The organism is Rhizobium sp. NPDC090275, assembly GCF_044772225.1.
Lineage (GTDB): Bacteria > Pseudomonadota > Alphaproteobacteria > Rhizobiales > Rhizobiaceae > Rhizobium.
On the sequence record NZ_JBIVYL010000002.1, the window covers coordinates 488,096 to 504,887 of the forward strand.

17 protein-coding genes are annotated in these 16,792 nt (G+C 61.0%); 9 read left to right on the top strand and 8 right to left on the bottom strand.

What is annotated here, in order from left to right; translation table 11 throughout:
* Positions 1-71: 71 nt before the first annotated feature.
* The 4 genes from ACIQUB_RS06705 to ACIQUB_RS06720 all read right to left on the bottom strand — a co-directional run bounded on the left by ACIQUB_RS06705 (position 72) and on the right by ACIQUB_RS06720 (position 4,351).
* Positions 72-845: an amino acid ABC transporter ATP-binding protein gene (locus ACIQUB_RS06705; RefSeq protein WP_018900031.1), complete on the bottom strand. Its 774-nt coding sequence runs from the start codon at positions 843-845 to the stop codon at positions 72-74.
* A 17-nt stretch (positions 846-862) separates the two neighbouring features.
* Entirely contained in the window at positions 863-2,017 is a 1,155-nt protein-coding gene (locus ACIQUB_RS06710) for an amino acid ABC transporter permease (protein ID WP_113235837.1), read from the bottom strand.
* Between the two features lie 4 nt (positions 2,018-2,021).
* Complete coding sequence (locus tag ACIQUB_RS06715) at positions 2,022-3,227, bottom strand: amino acid ABC transporter permease (protein WP_113235836.1); 1,206 nt, start codon at positions 3,225-3,227, stop codon at positions 2,022-2,024.
* Positions 3,228-3,325: 98 nt separating this feature from the next.
* Positions 3,326-4,351: an amino acid ABC transporter substrate-binding protein gene (locus ACIQUB_RS06720; RefSeq protein WP_018900028.1), complete on the bottom strand. Its 1,026-nt coding sequence runs from the start codon at positions 4,349-4,351 to the stop codon at positions 3,326-3,328.
* Positions 4,352-4,730: 379 nt separating this feature from the next.
* On the opposite strand from ACIQUB_RS06720, the gene ACIQUB_RS06725 reads away from it, so the two are divergent.
* Positions 4,731-5,921 carry a cystathionine beta-lyase gene (locus ACIQUB_RS06725; protein ID WP_113235835.1) on the top strand — a complete coding sequence of 397 codons (1,191 nt, stop codon included), beginning with the start codon at positions 4,731-4,733 and terminating at the stop codon, positions 5,919-5,921.
* Positions 5,922-5,933: 12 nt separating this feature from the next.
* Here the strand turns inward: ACIQUB_RS06725 and ACIQUB_RS06730 are convergent, their stop codons facing one another.
* Both ACIQUB_RS06730 and ACIQUB_RS06735 read right to left on the bottom strand, forming a co-directional pair.
* Positions 5,934-7,085 carry an FAD-dependent monooxygenase gene (locus tag ACIQUB_RS06730; protein ID WP_113235834.1) on the bottom strand — a complete coding sequence of 384 codons (1,152 nt, stop codon included), beginning with the start codon at positions 7,083-7,085 and terminating at the stop codon, positions 5,934-5,936.
* A gap of 43 nt (positions 7,086-7,128) precedes the next feature.
* Entirely contained in the window at positions 7,129-7,374 is a 246-nt protein-coding gene (locus ACIQUB_RS06735) for a zinc-finger domain-containing protein (RefSeq protein WP_018900025.1), read from the bottom strand.
* A gap of 186 nt (positions 7,375-7,560) precedes the next feature.
* On the opposite strand from ACIQUB_RS06735, the gene ACIQUB_RS06740 reads away from it, so the two are divergent.
* The 8 genes from ACIQUB_RS06740 (at position 7,561) to ACIQUB_RS06775 (ending at position 15,115) form a co-directional block, all read left to right on the top strand.
* Positions 7,561-8,346: an alpha/beta hydrolase gene (locus ACIQUB_RS06740; RefSeq protein ID WP_113235833.1), complete on the top strand. Its 786-nt coding sequence runs from the start codon at positions 7,561-7,563 to the stop codon at positions 8,344-8,346.
* A gap of 201 nt (positions 8,347-8,547) precedes the next feature.
* The gene (cysE, locus tag ACIQUB_RS06745) at positions 8,548-9,396 is read left to right on the top strand and encodes a serine O-acetyltransferase (RefSeq protein WP_113235832.1); all 849 of its coding nucleotides are present in this window, start codon (positions 8,548-8,550) and stop codon (positions 9,394-9,396) included.
* Positions 9,397-9,533: 137 nt separating this feature from the next.
* On the top strand, positions 9,534-9,737 hold the full coding sequence (locus tag ACIQUB_RS06750; protein WP_018900022.1) for a DUF3126 family protein: 204 nt from the start codon (positions 9,534-9,536) through the stop codon (positions 9,735-9,737).
* Positions 9,738-9,886: 149 nt separating this feature from the next.
* Positions 9,887-10,321, top strand: a complete 435-nt coding sequence (locus ACIQUB_RS06755; protein ID WP_113235831.1) for a DUF3597 domain-containing protein — start codon at positions 9,887-9,889, stop codon at positions 10,319-10,321.
* Positions 10,322-10,553: 232 nt separating this feature from the next.
* Positions 10,554-10,922 carry a phasin family protein gene (locus ACIQUB_RS06760; RefSeq protein WP_111561398.1) on the top strand — a complete coding sequence of 123 codons (369 nt, stop codon included), beginning with the start codon at positions 10,554-10,556 and terminating at the stop codon, positions 10,920-10,922.
* A gap of 259 nt (positions 10,923-11,181) precedes the next feature.
* A complete protein-coding gene (gene clpS, locus ACIQUB_RS06765; RefSeq protein ID WP_018900019.1) occupies positions 11,182-11,535 on the top strand; it encodes an ATP-dependent Clp protease adapter ClpS in 354 nt (117 codons plus the stop codon).
* Positions 11,536-11,545: 10 nt separating this feature from the next.
* Positions 11,546-14,047, top strand: coding sequence for an ATP-dependent Clp protease ATP-binding subunit ClpA (gene clpA / locus ACIQUB_RS06770; RefSeq protein ID WP_113235830.1), 2,502 nt, complete (start codon positions 11,546-11,548; stop codon positions 14,045-14,047).
* Between the two features lie 123 nt (positions 14,048-14,170).
* Complete coding sequence (locus tag ACIQUB_RS06775; RefSeq protein WP_113235829.1) at positions 14,171-15,115, top strand: phosphatase PAP2 family protein; 945 nt, start codon at positions 14,171-14,173, stop codon at positions 15,113-15,115.
* Here ACIQUB_RS06775 and ACIQUB_RS06780 read toward each other — a convergent pair.
* Together ACIQUB_RS06780 and ACIQUB_RS06785 are read right to left on the bottom strand one after the other, a co-directional pair.
* Complete coding sequence (locus ACIQUB_RS06780) at positions 15,099-15,524, bottom strand: HIT family protein (RefSeq protein ID WP_111561400.1); 426 nt, start codon at positions 15,522-15,524, stop codon at positions 15,099-15,101. The two genes, ACIQUB_RS06775 and ACIQUB_RS06780, sit on opposite strands and share 17 nt — an antisense overlap.
* 52 nt (positions 15,525-15,576) lie before the next feature.
* Positions 15,577-16,767, bottom strand: a complete 1,191-nt coding sequence (locus tag ACIQUB_RS06785; protein ID WP_113235828.1) for a GNAT family N-acetyltransferase — start codon at positions 16,765-16,767, stop codon at positions 15,577-15,579.
* Positions 16,768-16,792: the final 25 nt, after the last annotated feature.

Genomic DNA, 16,792 nt, shown 5'->3' on the forward strand with positions numbered 1-16,792 from the left:
CCCTTCGCGCGTAAAAAAACCCGCAGCGGCCTTCGCCCGGCGGGTTTTCATTGAGCGTTGCTGTCGCAGTCCTAGTGCAGGATCTGGCTGAGGAAGAGCTTGGTGCGCTCGTGCTGCGGATTGTCGAAGAACTCGGCGGGCGAGTTCTGTTCGACGATCTGGCCCTGGTCCATGAAGATGACGCGGTTGGCGACCTGGCGCGCGAAGCCCATTTCGTGGGTCACGCACAGCATCGTCATGCCTTCTTCGGCAAGGCCGACCATGGTGTCGAGCACTTCCTTGATCATTTCAGGGTCGAGTGCCGATGTCGGCTCGTCGAACAGCATGATCTTCGGGTTCATGCACAGCGAGCGGGCGATCGCCACGCGCTGCTGCTGGCCGCCGGAGAGCTGGCCCGGATACTTGTTGGCCTGCTCCGGGATCTTGACGCGTTTGAGGAAGTGCATGGCGATCTCTTCAGCCTGCTTCTTCGGCATCTTGCGCACCCAGATCGGCGCCAGCGTGCAGTTTTCCAGGATCGTCAGGTGCGGGAAAAGGTTGAAGTGCTGGAAGACCATGCCGACTTCGCGGCGCACTTCGTCGATCTTCTTAAGGTCGTTGGTCAGTTCCGTGCCATCGACGATGATCTGGCCCTTCTGGTGTTCTTCCAGACGGTTGATGCAGCGGATCATCGTCGACTTGCCGGAGCCCGAAGGGCCGGCAATGACGATGCGCTCGCCGCGCATGACCTTCAGGTTGATGTCGCGCAGCACGTGGAAATCACCGTACCACTTGTTCATGCCGATGATCTCAATGGCAACATCAGTTGCAGACACGGTCATCTTCTTGGGTTGGGCTTCAGCCATGATTTTTCCCCTTGCTCTTATCGTTTGTGGCCAGTGTCGAGGTGGCGTTCCATGAAGTTTGAATAGCGTGACATGCCGAAGCAGAAAAGCCAGAAAACGAAGCCCGCGAAGATCAGGCCGGTCAAAGGCGTCACAGCGCTTGCCCAGTTGGCGTCCGAGAAGTTCAGGCGCACGATGTTCAACAGGTCGAACATGCCAATGATCGACACCAGCGACGTATCCTTGAAGGTGCCGATGAAGGTGTTGACGATGCTGGGGATAACCAGCTTGATCGCCTGCGGCATGATCACCAGCCGGGTCTTCTGCCAGTAGCCGAGGCCGAGCGAATCCGCGCCCTCGAACTGGCCCTTCGGAATGGCCTGCAGGCCACCGCGGATGACTTCGGCCATGTAGGCGGAGGTGAAGATCGACACCCCGATCAGTGCGCGCAGCAGCTTGTCGATGGTCCAGCCGGTCGGCAGGAACAGCGGCAGCATGACGCTTGCCATGAAGAGCACGGTGATCAGCGGTACGCCGCGGACGATTTCGATGAAGGCCACGCAGACCATGCGGATGACGGGCATCTTAGATCGCCGACCGAGCGCGAGCAGGATGCCGCAGGGAAACGAGACCGCGATGCTGACGAAGGACAGGATCAGCGTCACCATCAGGCCGCCCCAGAGCGACGTTTCGACGACCTCGAGACCGAAGCCGCCGTAAAGCAGCCAGAAGGAAACGACCGGCAGGACGAGGAACAGCAGGATGGCGTTCAAGCCCTTGCGCGGCACCGACGGGATCAGCATCGGCACCAGTAGTGCCACGAACAGGATGCCGACGATGGTCGGGCGCCAGCGGTCGCTGATCGGATAGCGGCCGAAGATGAACTGGTCATACTTGGCCTGCACGAAGGCCCAGCAGGCGCCGCTCCAGCCATCAGGCTGAACGCCGCCCTGCACAGTGGTGGCGCAGAAGGTGCGGTCGGGACCGGACCAGACGGCCTCGATGAACAGCCAGTTGACGATGTGCGGCACCGCCCAGAGGATCAGCGCCAGCGCAAGCAGCGTCAGCACGACGTCTTTCGGCGTCGCCAGAAGGTTCTTGCGGACCCAGGCGGTGACGCCTTTTTGTCCCGCCGGAGCGGGTTCGGGCGACAGCATGGTGGTTCGGACGAAGGAGTTCTTGGATACGGACATCGTCTTATCTCTCCACCAGGGCCATCTTGGCGTTGAACCAGTTCATGAACAGCGAGGTGAGGATGCTCAATCCGAGGTAGATGATACCCCAGATGCAGACGATCTCGATCGCCTGACCGCTCTGGTTCATGATGGTGCCGCCGACCGCGACGAGGTCCGAGAAGCCGATGGCGATCGCCAGCGACGAGTTCTTGGTGAGGTTGAGATACTGGCTCGTCAGCGGCGGGATGATGATGCGCATGGCCTGCGGCACGACGACGAGGCGCGTGACGCTGGAGGGATGCAGACCGAGCGCGCCGGCCGCTTCCGACTGGCCCTTCGGCACGCCGCGGATACCGCCGCGAACGATCTCGGCGATGAAGGATGCGGTATAGAAGGACAGCGCCAGGAACAGCGACATGAACTCAGGCCCGACAACCGAGCCGCCAGTGAGGTTGAACTTGCCGGCGACGGGAATGTCGAAGGACATCGGCAGTCCCGATGCGAGGAAGGCCACGACGGGCAAACCGACGATGAGCCCGATCGACACCCAGATGGTGTGGAACGGCTTGCCGGTGGCAGCCTGCCGCTTGTGCGCCCAGCGCGCCATGACGATAACGGCGATGATCGCGATCACGAAGGCCGCCAGGACCGCGAGCATGCCGCTCTCGAAGATCGGGCGAGGGAAGGCCAGGCCGCGATTGTTGAGGAACATGCTGAACGGCAGATGCAGTGATTCACGCGGCTGCGGCAGAACGGCGAGAACGCCGGAATACCAGAAGAAGATGACGAGCAGCGGCGGGATGTTGCGGAACACCTCGACATAGATCTGGCACAGTTTGGCGATCAGCCAGTTGTGCGACAGGCGCCCGATGCCGACGATGAAGCCGATGATGGTCGCCGTGATGATGCCGGTGATGGCCACCAGCATGGTGTTGAGGATACCGACGACAAGCGCGCGTCCATAGGTCGAATCGCTGGAATAGCTGATCAGCGACTGGCCGACTTCGAAGCCGGCGCGGCCGCGCAGGAAGCCGAAGCCCGAGGCCGTGTTGCTGCGCGCCAGGTTGGCCGCGGTGTTGTGCGCGATCCACCAGACGAGGCCGACGAGTGCGACAACGGTGATGACCTGGAAGAAGATGCCCCGATATTTCGGGTCGTTGAGTACGGACCGGTAGTTCCAGCCGTTTTCGGATATGGGTGTGGTGTGAGCCGCCTCTTGCTGCGCCATGCCGAGCCTTTCCCCTGTGTGCCCCTTTTAGGGCTTTTCTTTTTTGGAAGACGGAAAGGCGGCTTGGCCGCCTTTCCGGGCTTTCATATGGGGGCCGATTAGCGGACCGGAGGTGCGTACTGGATGCCGCCCTTGTTCCACAGCGCGTTCAGGCCGCGAGCGATCTTCAGCGGGCTGCCCTGGCCGATGTTGCGCTCGAAGATTTCGCCGTAGTTGCCGACGCCCTTGATGACGTTTGCAGCCCAGTCGTTGGTGAGACCGAGATCGGTGCCGATCTTGGTGTCAGCCTCGGAGCCGAGGAAGCGCTTGATGTCAGGGTTCGGCGAGTTCTTCATCTCGTCGACGTTTGCCTGGGTGATGCCGAATTCCTCGGCATTGATCAGCGCGTAAGCCGTCCAGGAAACGATGTCGAACCACTGGTCGTCGCCCTGGCGAACGGCCGGGCCGAGCGGCTCCTTGGAGATGATCTCAGGCAGGATCATGTGCTCGTCGGGGTTCTTCAGCGTCAGACGCAGCGAGTAGAGGCCGGACTGGTCGGTGGTGTAGACGTCGCAACGGCCCGAATCATAGGCTGCGTTGACTTCCTCGAGCTTTTCGAAAACCACCGGATTGTACTGCAGGTTGTTGGCCTTGAAGTAGTCGGCGAGGTTGAGCTCGGTCGTGGTGCCGGACTGTACGCAGATCGCCGCGCCCGAGAGTTCGAGAGCCGACTTCACGTTCAGGCTCTTGCGAACCATGAAGCCCTGACCGTCATAATAGGTGATCGGGCGGAAGTTGAAGCCGAGAGCGGTGTCACGGTTGATGGTCCACGTCGTGTTACGCGACAGGACGTCGATTTCGCCGGACTGCAGCGCCGTGAAGCGCTCCTTGGCGTTTGTCGGCGTGTACTTCACCTTGGTCGGATCGCCGAAGACGGCGGATGCAACGGCCTTGCAGAAATCGACGTCGAAACCGGCCCAGTTGCCGGAAGCGTCAGGTGCCGCAAAACCGGTCAAGCCGGTGTTGACGCCGCACTGAACGAACCCTTTTGCTTTTACGTCCCCGAGCGTCGTCGCCGAAGCTGCCGAAGCGCCAAGTGCGAAGACTGCTGCGCCAATGGCGACCGACAGAAGCTTAATCTTCATTTTTCCCAACCTTTTTCCGTTATCTTTTGTTTATTGTGGGAGCATCCGCAGAAGCATGCTGACCCCCCAAAAGACCCGACACCCTCCCGGCGCGAGTTGGTCTATCACAGTCGGAAATGTCATCACGGTCAAGTCTCGCGCCAAAAGATTGCGTGATATTTCGGCAATTTGCTGAGCGGGGCTCACAAAATGAGCAATTGATTACCCAAAAGGCAGCGTTTGGCGAAAAAAATCGCGCAAACTCACTGATATATCTGGATAAATGCCGTACCGGCCGGTTCTCTCGGCCGACTTCACGTTACGTGAGTGGGGTTGACCCCGTCTCAGGAGAGGTCCAAGACTTCGGCAAAGCGCGTTCATTCCAAAGGCTTAATTAGACATGACAGATAGAGACGGCCTGCTGCAAAACGCCGGCATCAACACCCGCCTTTCGCATATCGGCAACGACCCTTCCGACTATCATGGCTTCGTCAATCCGCCCGTCGTGCACGCGTCGACGGTGCTGTTTCCCAATGCCAAGGCGATGGACCAGCGGGCGCAGAAATACACCTACGGGACACGCGGAACGCCAACCACCGATGCTCTTTGCGAGGCGATCGACGCGCTTGAGGGATCGGCCGGAACGATCCTCGTTCCCTCGGGTCTCGCCGCCGTCACCGTGCCGTTCCTGGCTTTCCTGTCGTCGGGCGATCATGCGCTGGTGGTCGATTCGGTCTATGGCCCGACCCGCCATTTCTGCGACACGATGCTGAAGCGCTTGGGCGTTTCCGTCGAATATTACGATCCGGCGATCGGCGTTGGCATCGAGACGCTGATCAAGCCGAACACCAAGCTGGTGCACACGGAAGCGCCGGGCTCCAACACCTTCGAGATGCAGGATATCCCGGCGATCGCCGCGATCGCCCACAAGCATGGCGCAGTGGTAACGATGGACAATACCTGGGCGACACCAGTCTATTTCCGCCCGCTCGATTACGGTGTCGATATCTCGATCCACGCGGCGACGAAATATCCGTCCGGTCACTCCGATATTCTGATGGGCACGGTTTCGGCCAATGCCAAGCACTGGGAGCAGCTGCACGAGGCCAACATCACGCTCGGCATCTGCGGCGCGCCTGACGATGCCTACCAGATCCTGCGCGGCCTTCGCACCATGGGCGTGCGCCTCGAGCGTCACTACGAAAGCGCGCTCACCATTGCGAAATGGTTGGAGGGCCACGAAGACGTCGCCGCCGTGCTGCATCCGGCGCTGCCCAGCTTCCCGGGCCACGAGCTCTGGAAGCGCGACTTCAAGGGCGCCAGTGGCATCTTTTCCTTCGTACTGAAGGCAGATAGCCCGGCCGCCTTCAAGCCGAAGGCGCATGCCTTCCTCGATGCGCTGAGGATCTTCGGTCTCGGCTGGTCCTGGGGTGGCTTCGAAAGTCTGGCGGTCCATGTCAACCTGAACGACCGCCGCGTCACCAAGTCGCCGACCGAGGGGCCGGTGATCCGCCTTCAGATCGGTCTGGAGGATGTTGCCGATATCAAGCTCGATATCGAGCGCGGCTTCGCCGCCGCCAAGGCGGTCTGATCAGCGACGCTGTCAGTCGATCGCGCGATAAGCGTAGATCCAGTCGAGATCCGCCGCGAGACTTTGCGGCGGCTTCAGCGACAGAACGATATCACGCCCGATCCGGAATGGACCACGGGCGTGATAGACGAACTGGTTGAACGCGCCGCGCTGGCGCAGCCGGTTCACGCGCGGCACGCGATGCGTCTCGAACAGCGGCAGCGCTTCTGAAACAGGACGTTTGGCCAGGAACGACGCCAGTTCGTAGGCGTCCTCGATCGCCATCGCGGCACCTTGCGCGGCAAACGGCATCATCGCATGCGCCGCATCGCCGATCAGCACCGTGTCGCGGCCGTTCTGCCACTTGCCGCGCGTCGCCTCGTAAAGCGGCCAGAAAGTCATCTCACCGGACTTTTCGAACAATGACAGCAACGCCGGGTTCCAGCGCGAGAAGCGGGCGAGCAACTGCTGTCGCTGCGCCTGCGTCGGCTGTGAGAGCCATTCGCGCGTAGCAGCATGGCCCGTGGTGATCGCCACCATGTTGAAGCTGTCGGTCTCGCGCAGCGGATAGGCGACCAGATGCGCCGATGGCCCGAGAAAGGCCGAAACGCTCTCGCGGTTGAGGACGCCCCGCGCATCCGCCGCCGAGACGGTGAAGCGATAGGCGATGTTGCCGGAAAAGCGCGAGGAGGGGCTGTCGGCGATGAGATCGCGCGTCTTCGACCAAACGCCATCGGCGCCGATGATCACGCCGCCCGCACGGGCGATCGCAGCGATGTCGCCGCTTTCGATGCGTGAGCCGAGATGCAGCGTGCAGAGCGGATTGTCTTTTACGGCGGCAAGCAGCGCGCCTTGCAGGCTGGTGCGATGCAGCACCCCGTAGGGCGCCTCCCAGCGCGCGCGGGCGGCGGGGCCTGATGGCACGGCGGCCAGTTCATGCAGTGACGTGCCGGAGATCAGGCGAATGCTGTTCGGCTCGAGCCAGACCGGCGTCAACAGGTCGAGAACGCCGAGCTTGTCGAGGATGCGCGACGCGTTGGGCGATATCTGCAGCCCGGCGCCCACCTCGGTCAGCTCAGGCGCCTGTTCGAAGATTTCGGAACGAATGCCATGCCTGGCGAGTGCCAGCGCCGCCGTCAGACCAGCGACGCCCGCTCCGATAATAGCGGCATGTTCGACCGACATGGTCGATCCAATCTGTGTTTCGGTGAATTAAGCGACGTGTGAGTTAGGCGACCTGGAAGTGGAAGACGCAACCGGCCGGGTTCGTCTGGGTGGCCTTCAGCGCGCCGTTGAAGCGGTAGAGGGTCGAGCAGTAGGAACAGACCTTCTCGTTCTCGTCGCCCATGTCGATGAAGATATGCGGGTGGTCGTAGGGAACGGAGGCGCCTGTGCACATGAATTCCTTCACGCCGACTTCGATGACACGGTGTCCGCCGTCGTTCTGGAAGTGGGGGATATTGTGACCGGCCATGAGGGATCTCCGAATGCCTTTGAAAACGTGCGCACCTTATAGTGCGTCGCCGGAAATGTGTCGAGCCAAAGGAGAGGCGCGCCCGATAGTTTTTGGAGGCGCTTTTGGGCCGTGCTTTTTGATTGGGGCAGGGGTTCCCGTCAGCGGCCCGATAAAATATGGTCCCGGCAAAACAGGACTGCCCCGATGAACTTGAATACGCCTGCCTTTTCGACCTTCGTGCACGACGGCCTCAACCTTTCCTATTTCGACGAGGGAAATCCCGAGGGACCGCCGGTGCTGCTCATTCACGGTTTCGCCTCGACCGCCAGCGTCAACTGGGTCTACCCGGGCTGGCTGAAAACGCTGGGCGAGGCCGGATACCGGGTGATCGCCATGGACAACAGAGGCCACGGCGCAAGCGACAAGCCGCATGATTCCGAAGCCTATCGGCCCTGGATCATGGCGGCTGATTCCATCGCGCTGCTCGATCATCTCGGCATTCAGGAAGCCAACCTCATCGGCTATTCGATGGGCGCCCGTATCTCGGTCTTCGCTACGCTGAACAGGCCCGATCGCGTCCGCTCGCTGGTGCTCGGCGGCCTCGGCATCGGCATGACGGATGGTGTCGGCGACTGGGACCCGATCGCCGATGCGCTTCTCGCACCTTCGATCGATGGCGTCACCCACGCGCGCGGCCGCATGTTCCGCGCCTTCGCCGAGCAGACGAAGAGCGACCGCCAGGCGCTCGCCGCCTGCATCAGGGGCTCGCGCGATCTGGTCGAACGAAGCGACATGGCAAAGATCGAGGCGCCGACGCTGGTCGCCGTCGGAACCAAGGATGATATCGCCGGTTCCCCGCAAGAGTTGGCAGCGCTGATGCCCGACGCCCGCGCGCTCGATATCCCCGGCCGCGACCACATGCTTGCCGTCGGCGACAAGGTGTTCAAGGCGGCCGTGCTGGACTTTTATGCGGAACTCTCCGCCCGGTGACATCTGCGAGGGGCACGCAAGGGTTATCGTTCACCAAAAGGCGGAAATAGCGAAAAGCTGTTTCCGTCGACCCATTTATATCAGCGGGATTTTGCCCTATATAGGGTGACACTCAAGCGCCAGTGGCGTGGCCGGATCGCGCGATCCAGCCGGAATACAAATGCCCGGATGGAGTGCCATTCGGAAGACAAGGAGACCTCGATGGTCGCGAAGTCAGACATTCGTCCTCTTGAGACCCAAGGTTCGCTCAAGGCGATGGACCCGATCTGGGATAGCCTGCGCGAGGAAGCGCGTCTTGCCGCCGAAGCCGATCCGGTGCTGGCTGCATTTCTGTATTCGACCGTGCTCAACCATCGCTCGCTCGAGGAATGCGTGATCTATCGTATCTGCGAGCGCCTCGATCATCCCGATATGCAGGCGATCCTGCTGCGCCAGACCTTCGACCAGATGTTGGCCGACTGGCCGGAATGGGGCGCCATCCTGCGCGTCGACATCCAGGCCGTTTACGACCGCGATCCGGCATGCCTACGCTTCATGGAAGCGCTGCTCTATTTCAAGGGTTTCCACGCGCTGCAGACCCATCGTCTCGCGCACTGGCTGCTCAATCGCGGCCGCCGTGATCTGGCGCTCTATCTGCAGAGCCGCTCGTCGAGCGTCTTCCAGACCGACATCAACCCGGCCGCACGCATCGGTCGCGGCATCTTCCTCGATCACGCGACGGGCCTCGTCGTCGGCGAAACCGCCGTTATCGGCGACAACGTCTCGATCCTGCACGGCGTCACGCTTGGCGGCACCGGCAAGGAGGGGGCCGATCGCCATCCGAAGATCGCCAGCGGCGTGCTGATCGGTGCCGGCGCCAAGATCCTCGGCAATATCGAGATCGGTCATTGTTCGCGCATCGCCGCCGGCTCCGTCGTGCTGAAGGCGGTGCCGCCGAAGACGACGGTCGCGGGCGTACCCGCCAAGGTGGTCGGCACGGCCGGCTGTTCGGAACCAGCCCGGCTCATGGATCAGGTGATCATGGATCAGGTGATGGGCGCCGACATCTAGGCGCTTTCGCGTCGCTTATAGCGACAACATGGCCTGAAGAACGGCGGGGAAAGCGGTGTCACTACCGGCTCCGCGCCTTTACAGGCCCAACTTTCCCATGCAAAAAGCGGCCATTGAGACCGCTCAGGAGATGCAGTGTGAAGCCCGAAGAAATCAAGAAACTCGACGCCTATTTCAAACGCACGTTCAACCCGGAAATGATCGTCAAAGCACGTCCGCGCAAGAACGATTCCGCTGAAGTCTACATGGGCGAGGAATTTCTGGGCGTCGTCTACATTGATGACGAGGACGGCGACCGCTCGTACAACTTCTCGATGGCGATCCTCGACGTCGATCTCTGATCCGTCGCGAGGTCCTTCTCGCACCGATTGTGCCTAGGCCGCGGCGTCGCGGCCTGGCCGAAATTGCTGGTCCCGCTCTGGACCACCCGGTCTTGCGCCCCATCTTGGGCTTGAGCATGTGCTCGAGCGCCATCAAGGGGAAACCGGACATGGGTATTTTCGACAAGATCAAACACGCAATCTGGGGTGAAGCGCACGCCGCCGAGGCAGCGCCTGCCGCCGCGCCGAAGATCGAGCCCGCGCAGGCGCCGATATCGCCTTCAGCCGCCCCGAGCCCGTCTCCGACCCCCGCACCCACGTCGCCAGCCACCTCCGCGCCATCGACCTCGGTCGATATCGCGATGGTGCTCGACGCCGCCGTCAAGAAGAATGGCCAGAAGCTCGATTGGCGCCGCTCGATCGTTGATCTCATGAAGGCGGTGGGCATGGATGCGAGCCTGACCGAGCGCAAGGAACTGGCGACCGAGCTCGGCTATACCGGCGACAAGAACGACTCGGCGACGATGAACATGTTCCTGCACAAGGCGCTTCTGAAGAAGCTATCGGAGAATGGCGGCAAGGTTCCGGCCGATCTGCTCGACTGATAGTCGTCGAGAAAGCATTCGCGGCTCGCAACCGAGTTTTTGTTCAAAGCTTACGGTTGCGGCCGCCTGATATATTTTAGCGAAATCAATTAAAGACGTACGTCGCTCGAAAATCGGACCAGCATTACAATTGTTGTCGCAACCAATGATTGTTTTGCATTGCACAAAGTCGCTTGACTTCGTGTGCGGTGCAGCTAACTTCGGTCATCGATGCAAGACAAGGAGGATAGTCATGCTGAATTTTGAGGACACGAATCGCAAGAGCAAGGAAGCCATGGACGCGGTGCTGAAAAGCTACTCGGAAACGGCCAAGGGCATGCAGGCGATCGCCACGGAAACCACCGAATATTCCAAGAAGTCTTTCCAGGATGCTGTCACGCATTTCGAGACGCTCTCGGGCGCCCGCAGCTTCGAAGCCGTCTTCGAGTTGCAGACCAGCTATGTGAAGTCGGCCTACGAAAACTTCGTCGCCGAAGCGACGAAGCTGACGGAAATGTACTCCGACATCGCCAAGAGCGCCTATAAGCCCTACGAGGCGCCGGTCGCGGCCGCCGCCAAGGCAATGAAGCCGGCGCCGGTGGCGACGCAGACGGCGGCCTAAGCTTAGCGCCCACGTCTCTTACCTCTTGAAATACAAAGACCGGCTACGCATCTGCAGCCGGTCTTTTTGTTTTGCCGCCAGGCAGTCTCAAATCTGCGCGCTATTTTTGTGTCTTTGCGCCTGACGCGGGCGAATTGTGATTGCAGTGTGAAGCAAGGGGCTTAAAATCGCACTATTATGAACTAAGTTAGTAGTCAGACATTCGGCGGGTAAAGCACATCTCCCATGCTCCGCCGGGTTGATCGAGGAACGAATGAAAATGATCGCAACGCCCGTCCGGATGCAGGATGATAGCGAAAGGAACGGGGACAACGGAAATCGCGGCACCTCGGTCATAACGCGCACCAAACCGAAGACCAAGAAGCCTAACCTGTACCGCGTACTTATTCTGAACGACGACTACACGCCCATGGAATTCGTCATCCACATCCTGGAGCGGTTTTTTCAGAAGGACCGTGAAAGTGCCACCCGCATCATGCTGCATGTCCACAACCACGGCGTTGGCGAATGCGGAACATTTACATACGAGGTGGCGGAAACCAAGGTGAGCCAGGTGATGGACTTCGCCCGACAGCACCAGCATCCGCTGCAATGCGTCATGGAAAAGAAGTGAGGATCTGAACGTGCCAACATTTTCGCCTAGTCTTGAGAAGGCGCTCCATCAGGCACTGACCTTTGCCAACGAGCGGCATCACGAATATGCGACGCTCGAGCATCTGCTGCTCGCCCTGATCGACGACGCCGATGCGGCAGCCGTCATGGGTGCCTGCAACGTCGATCTCGTCGCGCTGAAGAAGACGCTCGTCGAATACGTCGATAATGAACTCTCCAACCTGATCACCGGATACGATGAAGATAGCAAGCCGACCTCCGGCTTCCAGCGTGTCATTCAGCGTGCCGTGATCCATGTGCAGTCGTCCGGCCGCGAGGAAGTGACCGGCGCGAACGTGCTCGTCGCCATCTTCGCCGAGCGCGAGAGCCATGCTGCATACTTCCTGCAGGAGCAGGAAATGACCCGCTACGACGCGGTCAACTACATCTCGCACGGCATCGGCAAGCGCGCCGGCTCTTCGGAGAACCGCACGCCGCGTGGCGCCGAGGAGGGCGAAGCCGAAAGCAAGCCGAATGCGGCGCGCGGCGCCGAGGAAGAAGGCGGTGCCAAGAAGCAGCAGGACGCCCTGAAGGCCTATTGCGTCAACCTCAACGAGAAGGCCAAGACCGGCAAGATCGATCCGCTGATCGGCCGCCACGCCGAGGTCAACCGCACCATCCAGGTCCTGTGCCGCCGTTCGAAGAACAATCCGCTCTATGTCGGCGATCCCGGCGTCGGCAAGACGGCGATTGCCGAGGGTCTCGCCAAGCGGATCATGGAAGGCAAGGTGCCCGAAGCGCTGGCCGATGCGACGATCTTCTCGCTCGACATGGGCACGCTGCTCGCCGGCACCCGCTATCGCGGTGATTTCGAAGAGCGCCTGAAGCAGGTCGTCAAGGAACTCGAGGAGTATCCGGGCGCTGTTCTGTTCATCGACGAAATCCACACGGTGATCGGCGCAGGCGCCACCTCGGGCGGCGCGATGGATGCATCGAACCTCTTGAAGCCGGCTCTGTCTTCGGGCGCGATCCGCTGCATCGGTTCGACCACCTACAAGGAATATCGTCAGTTCTTCGAGAAGGACCGCGCTCTGGTGCGTCGCTTCCAAAAGATCGATGTGGCTGAGCCGTCCATCGACGACGCCATCGCGATCATGAAGGGGCTGAAGCCTTACTTCGAAGAATATCACCACCTGCGCTACTCGAACGACGCCATCAAGACGGCGGTCGAGCTGTCGGCCCGCTACATCTCCGACCGCAAGCTGCCGGACAAGGCGATCGACGTGATCGACGAAACCGGTGCGGCCCAGATGCTGCTGCCGCCGTCCAAGCGTCGCAAGCTGATTACCGAGAAGGAAATCGAGGCGACAATCGCCACGATGGCCCGCATTCCGCCGAAGAGCGTGTCGAAGGACGACGAAGCCGTTCTCGCCAATCTCGAGCAGGAACTGCGCTCGGTCGTCTACGGCCAGGACCTCGCCATCGAAGCGCTCTCGACCTCGATCAAGCTGGCGCGTGCCGGCCTGCGCGAACCGAACAAGCCGATCGGCTCCTACGTCTTCTCCGGCCCGACTGGCGTCGGCAAGACGGAAGTCGCCAAGCAGCTGGCCTCTTCGCTCGGCGTCGAGCTTCTGCGCTTCGACATGTCCGAGTACATGGAGCGGCATACTGTCTCGCGTCTGCTTGGTGCACCTCCCGGCTATGTCGGCTTCGACCAGGGCGGTCTCTTGACCGATGGCGTCGACCAGCATCCGCATTGCGTGGTTCTGCTCGACGAAATCGAAAAGGCCCATCCCGACATCTACAACATCCTGTTGCAGGTGATGGACCATGGCACGCTGACCGACCACAACGGCAAGAAGATCGACTTCCGCAACGTCATCCTGATCATGACGACCAATGCGGGCGCGTCGGAAATGGCAAAGGCCGCCTTCGGCTTCGGTTCGTCCAAGCGGACGGGCGAGGACGAGGAAGCGCTGAACCGCATCTTCACGCCGGAATTCCGCAACCGTCTCGACGCGGTCATCCCGTTCGCGCCGCTGCCGACAGTGGTCATCCACAAGGTCGTGCAGAAGTTCATCATGCAGCTCGAAGCCCAGCTTTCCGAACGGAATGTCACCTTCGACCTGCACGAGGATGCGATTTCGTGGCTGGCCGAGAAGGGCTACGACGAAAAGATGGGCGCCCGTCCGCTGGCGCGCGTCATCCAGGACGTCATCAAGAAGCCGCTTGCCAACGAGATCCTCTTCGGCAAGCTGAAGAAGGGCGGCGTCGTCAACGTCACCGTCGGACCGAAGGAAGACGGCAAGCCGGGCATCATCCTGGAAGCCGTATCGGACACCGCGCCGATCAAGCCGAAGCCGGAAGCCGAGGTCGTGCACCCCGAGGTGGACGACGAGGATGACGGCGAGCTGAAGACGAAGGCCAAGGCCAAGAAGGCCACGGTCAAGAAGTCGAAGGCAGCAGCGGTTGCCGAGCCCGAGGTAAAGAGCGCGCCGAAGAAGGGCGCGGTGCCAAGGGTGCCGAAGAAGTAAAGCGAATAGAAAAGGCGGCTCCCGGGCCGCCTTTTTCATGTCCGTTGCTTGCTGGGCGCGGCATCGACTTAGGCGAATGTTAAAAGCGATCGGCTATATCGGGCGATATTAGGAGCCTGATCCATGGTGTTTCTGCCGGCCGAGCGCATCATCGTCACTGTCATCGCCGCCCTTGCGGTGCTTGACGGCATCTTGCTGTGGTCGAAGGACGTCGGGATCGATGTCGTCGGTTATGCCGGCATGGTTGGCTGCGGCCTTGGCGCGATGGTGCTCGGGCAATTCTATCGCCACGTCAGGCACAACCCGTCCATTGCCGCAACGGCAACCGCCGCAGGCCTCTTCATCCTCTTCACTATCGTCGGATCGATCTTCAACTATCTGCTGCTGCCGATTGCTCGCGAGCCCGTCGATGTCGCGCTGGCGCGTTTCGACGCGTTCTTCGGTTTCGACTGGCCGCGCTTCGTCGAATGGGCATCGCATTATCCGCGTGTCGGGATGGCGCTTCAGGCGGTCTATGCGACATCGCTGCCGCAGCTGCTGGTCGTCATTTTCGTTCTGGGATTTTCCGGACGGCTGCGGCTTCTGCAGCATTTCCTTCTGACGGGTGTCATCGGCGCGCTGCTGGCCATTATCTGCTGGTCGTTCTTCCCGTCATTCGGCGCATCGTCGATCTACAGCCTTCCCAAGGCAGTGACCGATGCCGTGCCCTTGGCGGTTGGACCGGAGTATGGTGCCGAACTGGTGGCACTCGGCCGGACCGGTGCGACCTATATTTCGCCGAAGAACGTGCTCGGCGTCATCGGCTTTCCTTCGTTTCACACGGTCATGGCCGCGATGTCTGCGGTGTTCATGATGCGAATCCGCTGGATCGGCCCGATCTTTCTCGTTCTCAACGCGATGATGATGCCCGCCATCGTCATTCAGGGCGGGCACAATCTGGTGGACGTGATTGGCGGACTGGTGGTCTTCGTGATTGCCTATGGCCTTGCGGCCATCGCCTTGCTCCAGGCAGAAAGCGGTCCGGCGAAGACGCGAACCGCTTCTTCATCGATCAAAGCTCCGCTTTGATCTTCTCCGCATTCGCCGCCAGCACGGCGCCATCTTCCATCTGGCCGGAATGCGGCTTCAGCGCGATGCCGTCGTGGCGTGGGATGACGTGGAAGTGCAGGTGGAAGACGGTCTGGCCGGCCGCCGGTTCGTTGAACTGGCAGACGAAGACGCCGTCGGCGTCGAAGGCTTCCTTCACCGCGTTGGCGATCGTCTGGACAACGGGGATGGTCTTGGCCAGCGCTGCCGGATCGGCGTCGAGAAGATTGCGCGAGGCGGCCTTGGGCACGACAAGCACATGGCCCGGCGCCTGCGGCATCACATCCATGAAGGCTAGCGTGTGCTCGTCTTCGTAGACCTTGACCGAGGGGATCTCGCCACGCAGGATCTTGGCGAAGATGTTGTTGGTGTCGTAGGCCGCGCTCGTCATCTTGTCTCTCCTGATGGTGTCGTGTTCGCGTAGCGCGGCTGAGGCGAGGGCGTCAATCCTCCTGTAGCCGCTCGCCGCGACGGAACGGGCTGTGCTCGCTCAAAATCTCGTTCATGTGCTCGACGTCGTCGCGTTCGCGGGCGAGATAATCGCCGATCGCCTGGCGCAGGCCCGCATGGGCGACATAGTGGGCCGAGTGCGTTGTCACCGGCAGGTAACCTCGGGCCAACTTGTGCTCTCCCTGCGCGCCGGCCTCCACCCGCTTCAGCCCCTTGGCGAGCGCAAAGTCGATCGCCTGGTGATAGCAGACCTCGAAATGCAGGAAGGGATGATCCTCGATGCAGCCCCAGTGTCGGCCGTAAAGCGTTTCGGAACCGATGAAGTTGATGGCGCCGGCAACATAGCGGCCATTGTGCTTGGCCATGACAAGCAGGATATCCTCGGGCATGCGCTCGCCGATCAGCGAGTAGAATTCTCGCGTCAGATAGGGCCGCCCCCATTTGCGGCTGCCGGTATCCATGTAGAAGGTGAAGAACTGGTCCCAGATATCCTCGGTGAGGTCGCTGCCGGTCAGCCAGTCGATGCTGATGCCGTTTTCGAGTGCTGCGCGGCGTTCCTTGCGAAGCGCCTTGCGTTTGCGCGAAGCGAGCGTTTCCAGAAATTCATCGTGGTTGGCATAGCCTTCGTTGATGAAGTGGAACTGCTGGTCGGTGCGGTGCAGATACTCCTCGCTCTCCAGCACCGCCATCTCGTCGTCGGGCACGAAGGTGATGTGCGCGGAGGATACGCCAAGCCGTCGCACGACTTCCTTCAGGCTTTCCGCCATCGCGTCCTGTACGGCCAGACGCGGATAATCCTCGGCGACCAGAAGGCGAGGGCCGGTGGCGGGCGTAAAGGGGATCGAGCATTGCAGCTTCGGATAATAGCGTCCGCCGGCGCGTTCGAAGGCGTCGGCCCAGCCGTGGTCGAAGACATATTCGCCGCGGCTGTGGTTCTTCAGATAGCCGGGAAGGGCGCCGACGAGGCGTCCGTCTTCCGTCTCGAGCAGCATGTGGTGCCCGAGCCAGCCCGTCTCCGCGGTTGCCGATCCCGATTCCTCGAGCGACGACAGGAAGGCATGCGAGACGAAGGGGTTGTAGGCGATCGATGTGTTTGATCGGGAAGCCCCGGCGAGCTTGGACCAGCTCTCCGGGGAAATCGCGGTGAAAGACCGCTCTATGCGGATTGAAAGTTCATCAGTCATGGAGCGAATGCGAGACCGTTTCAAT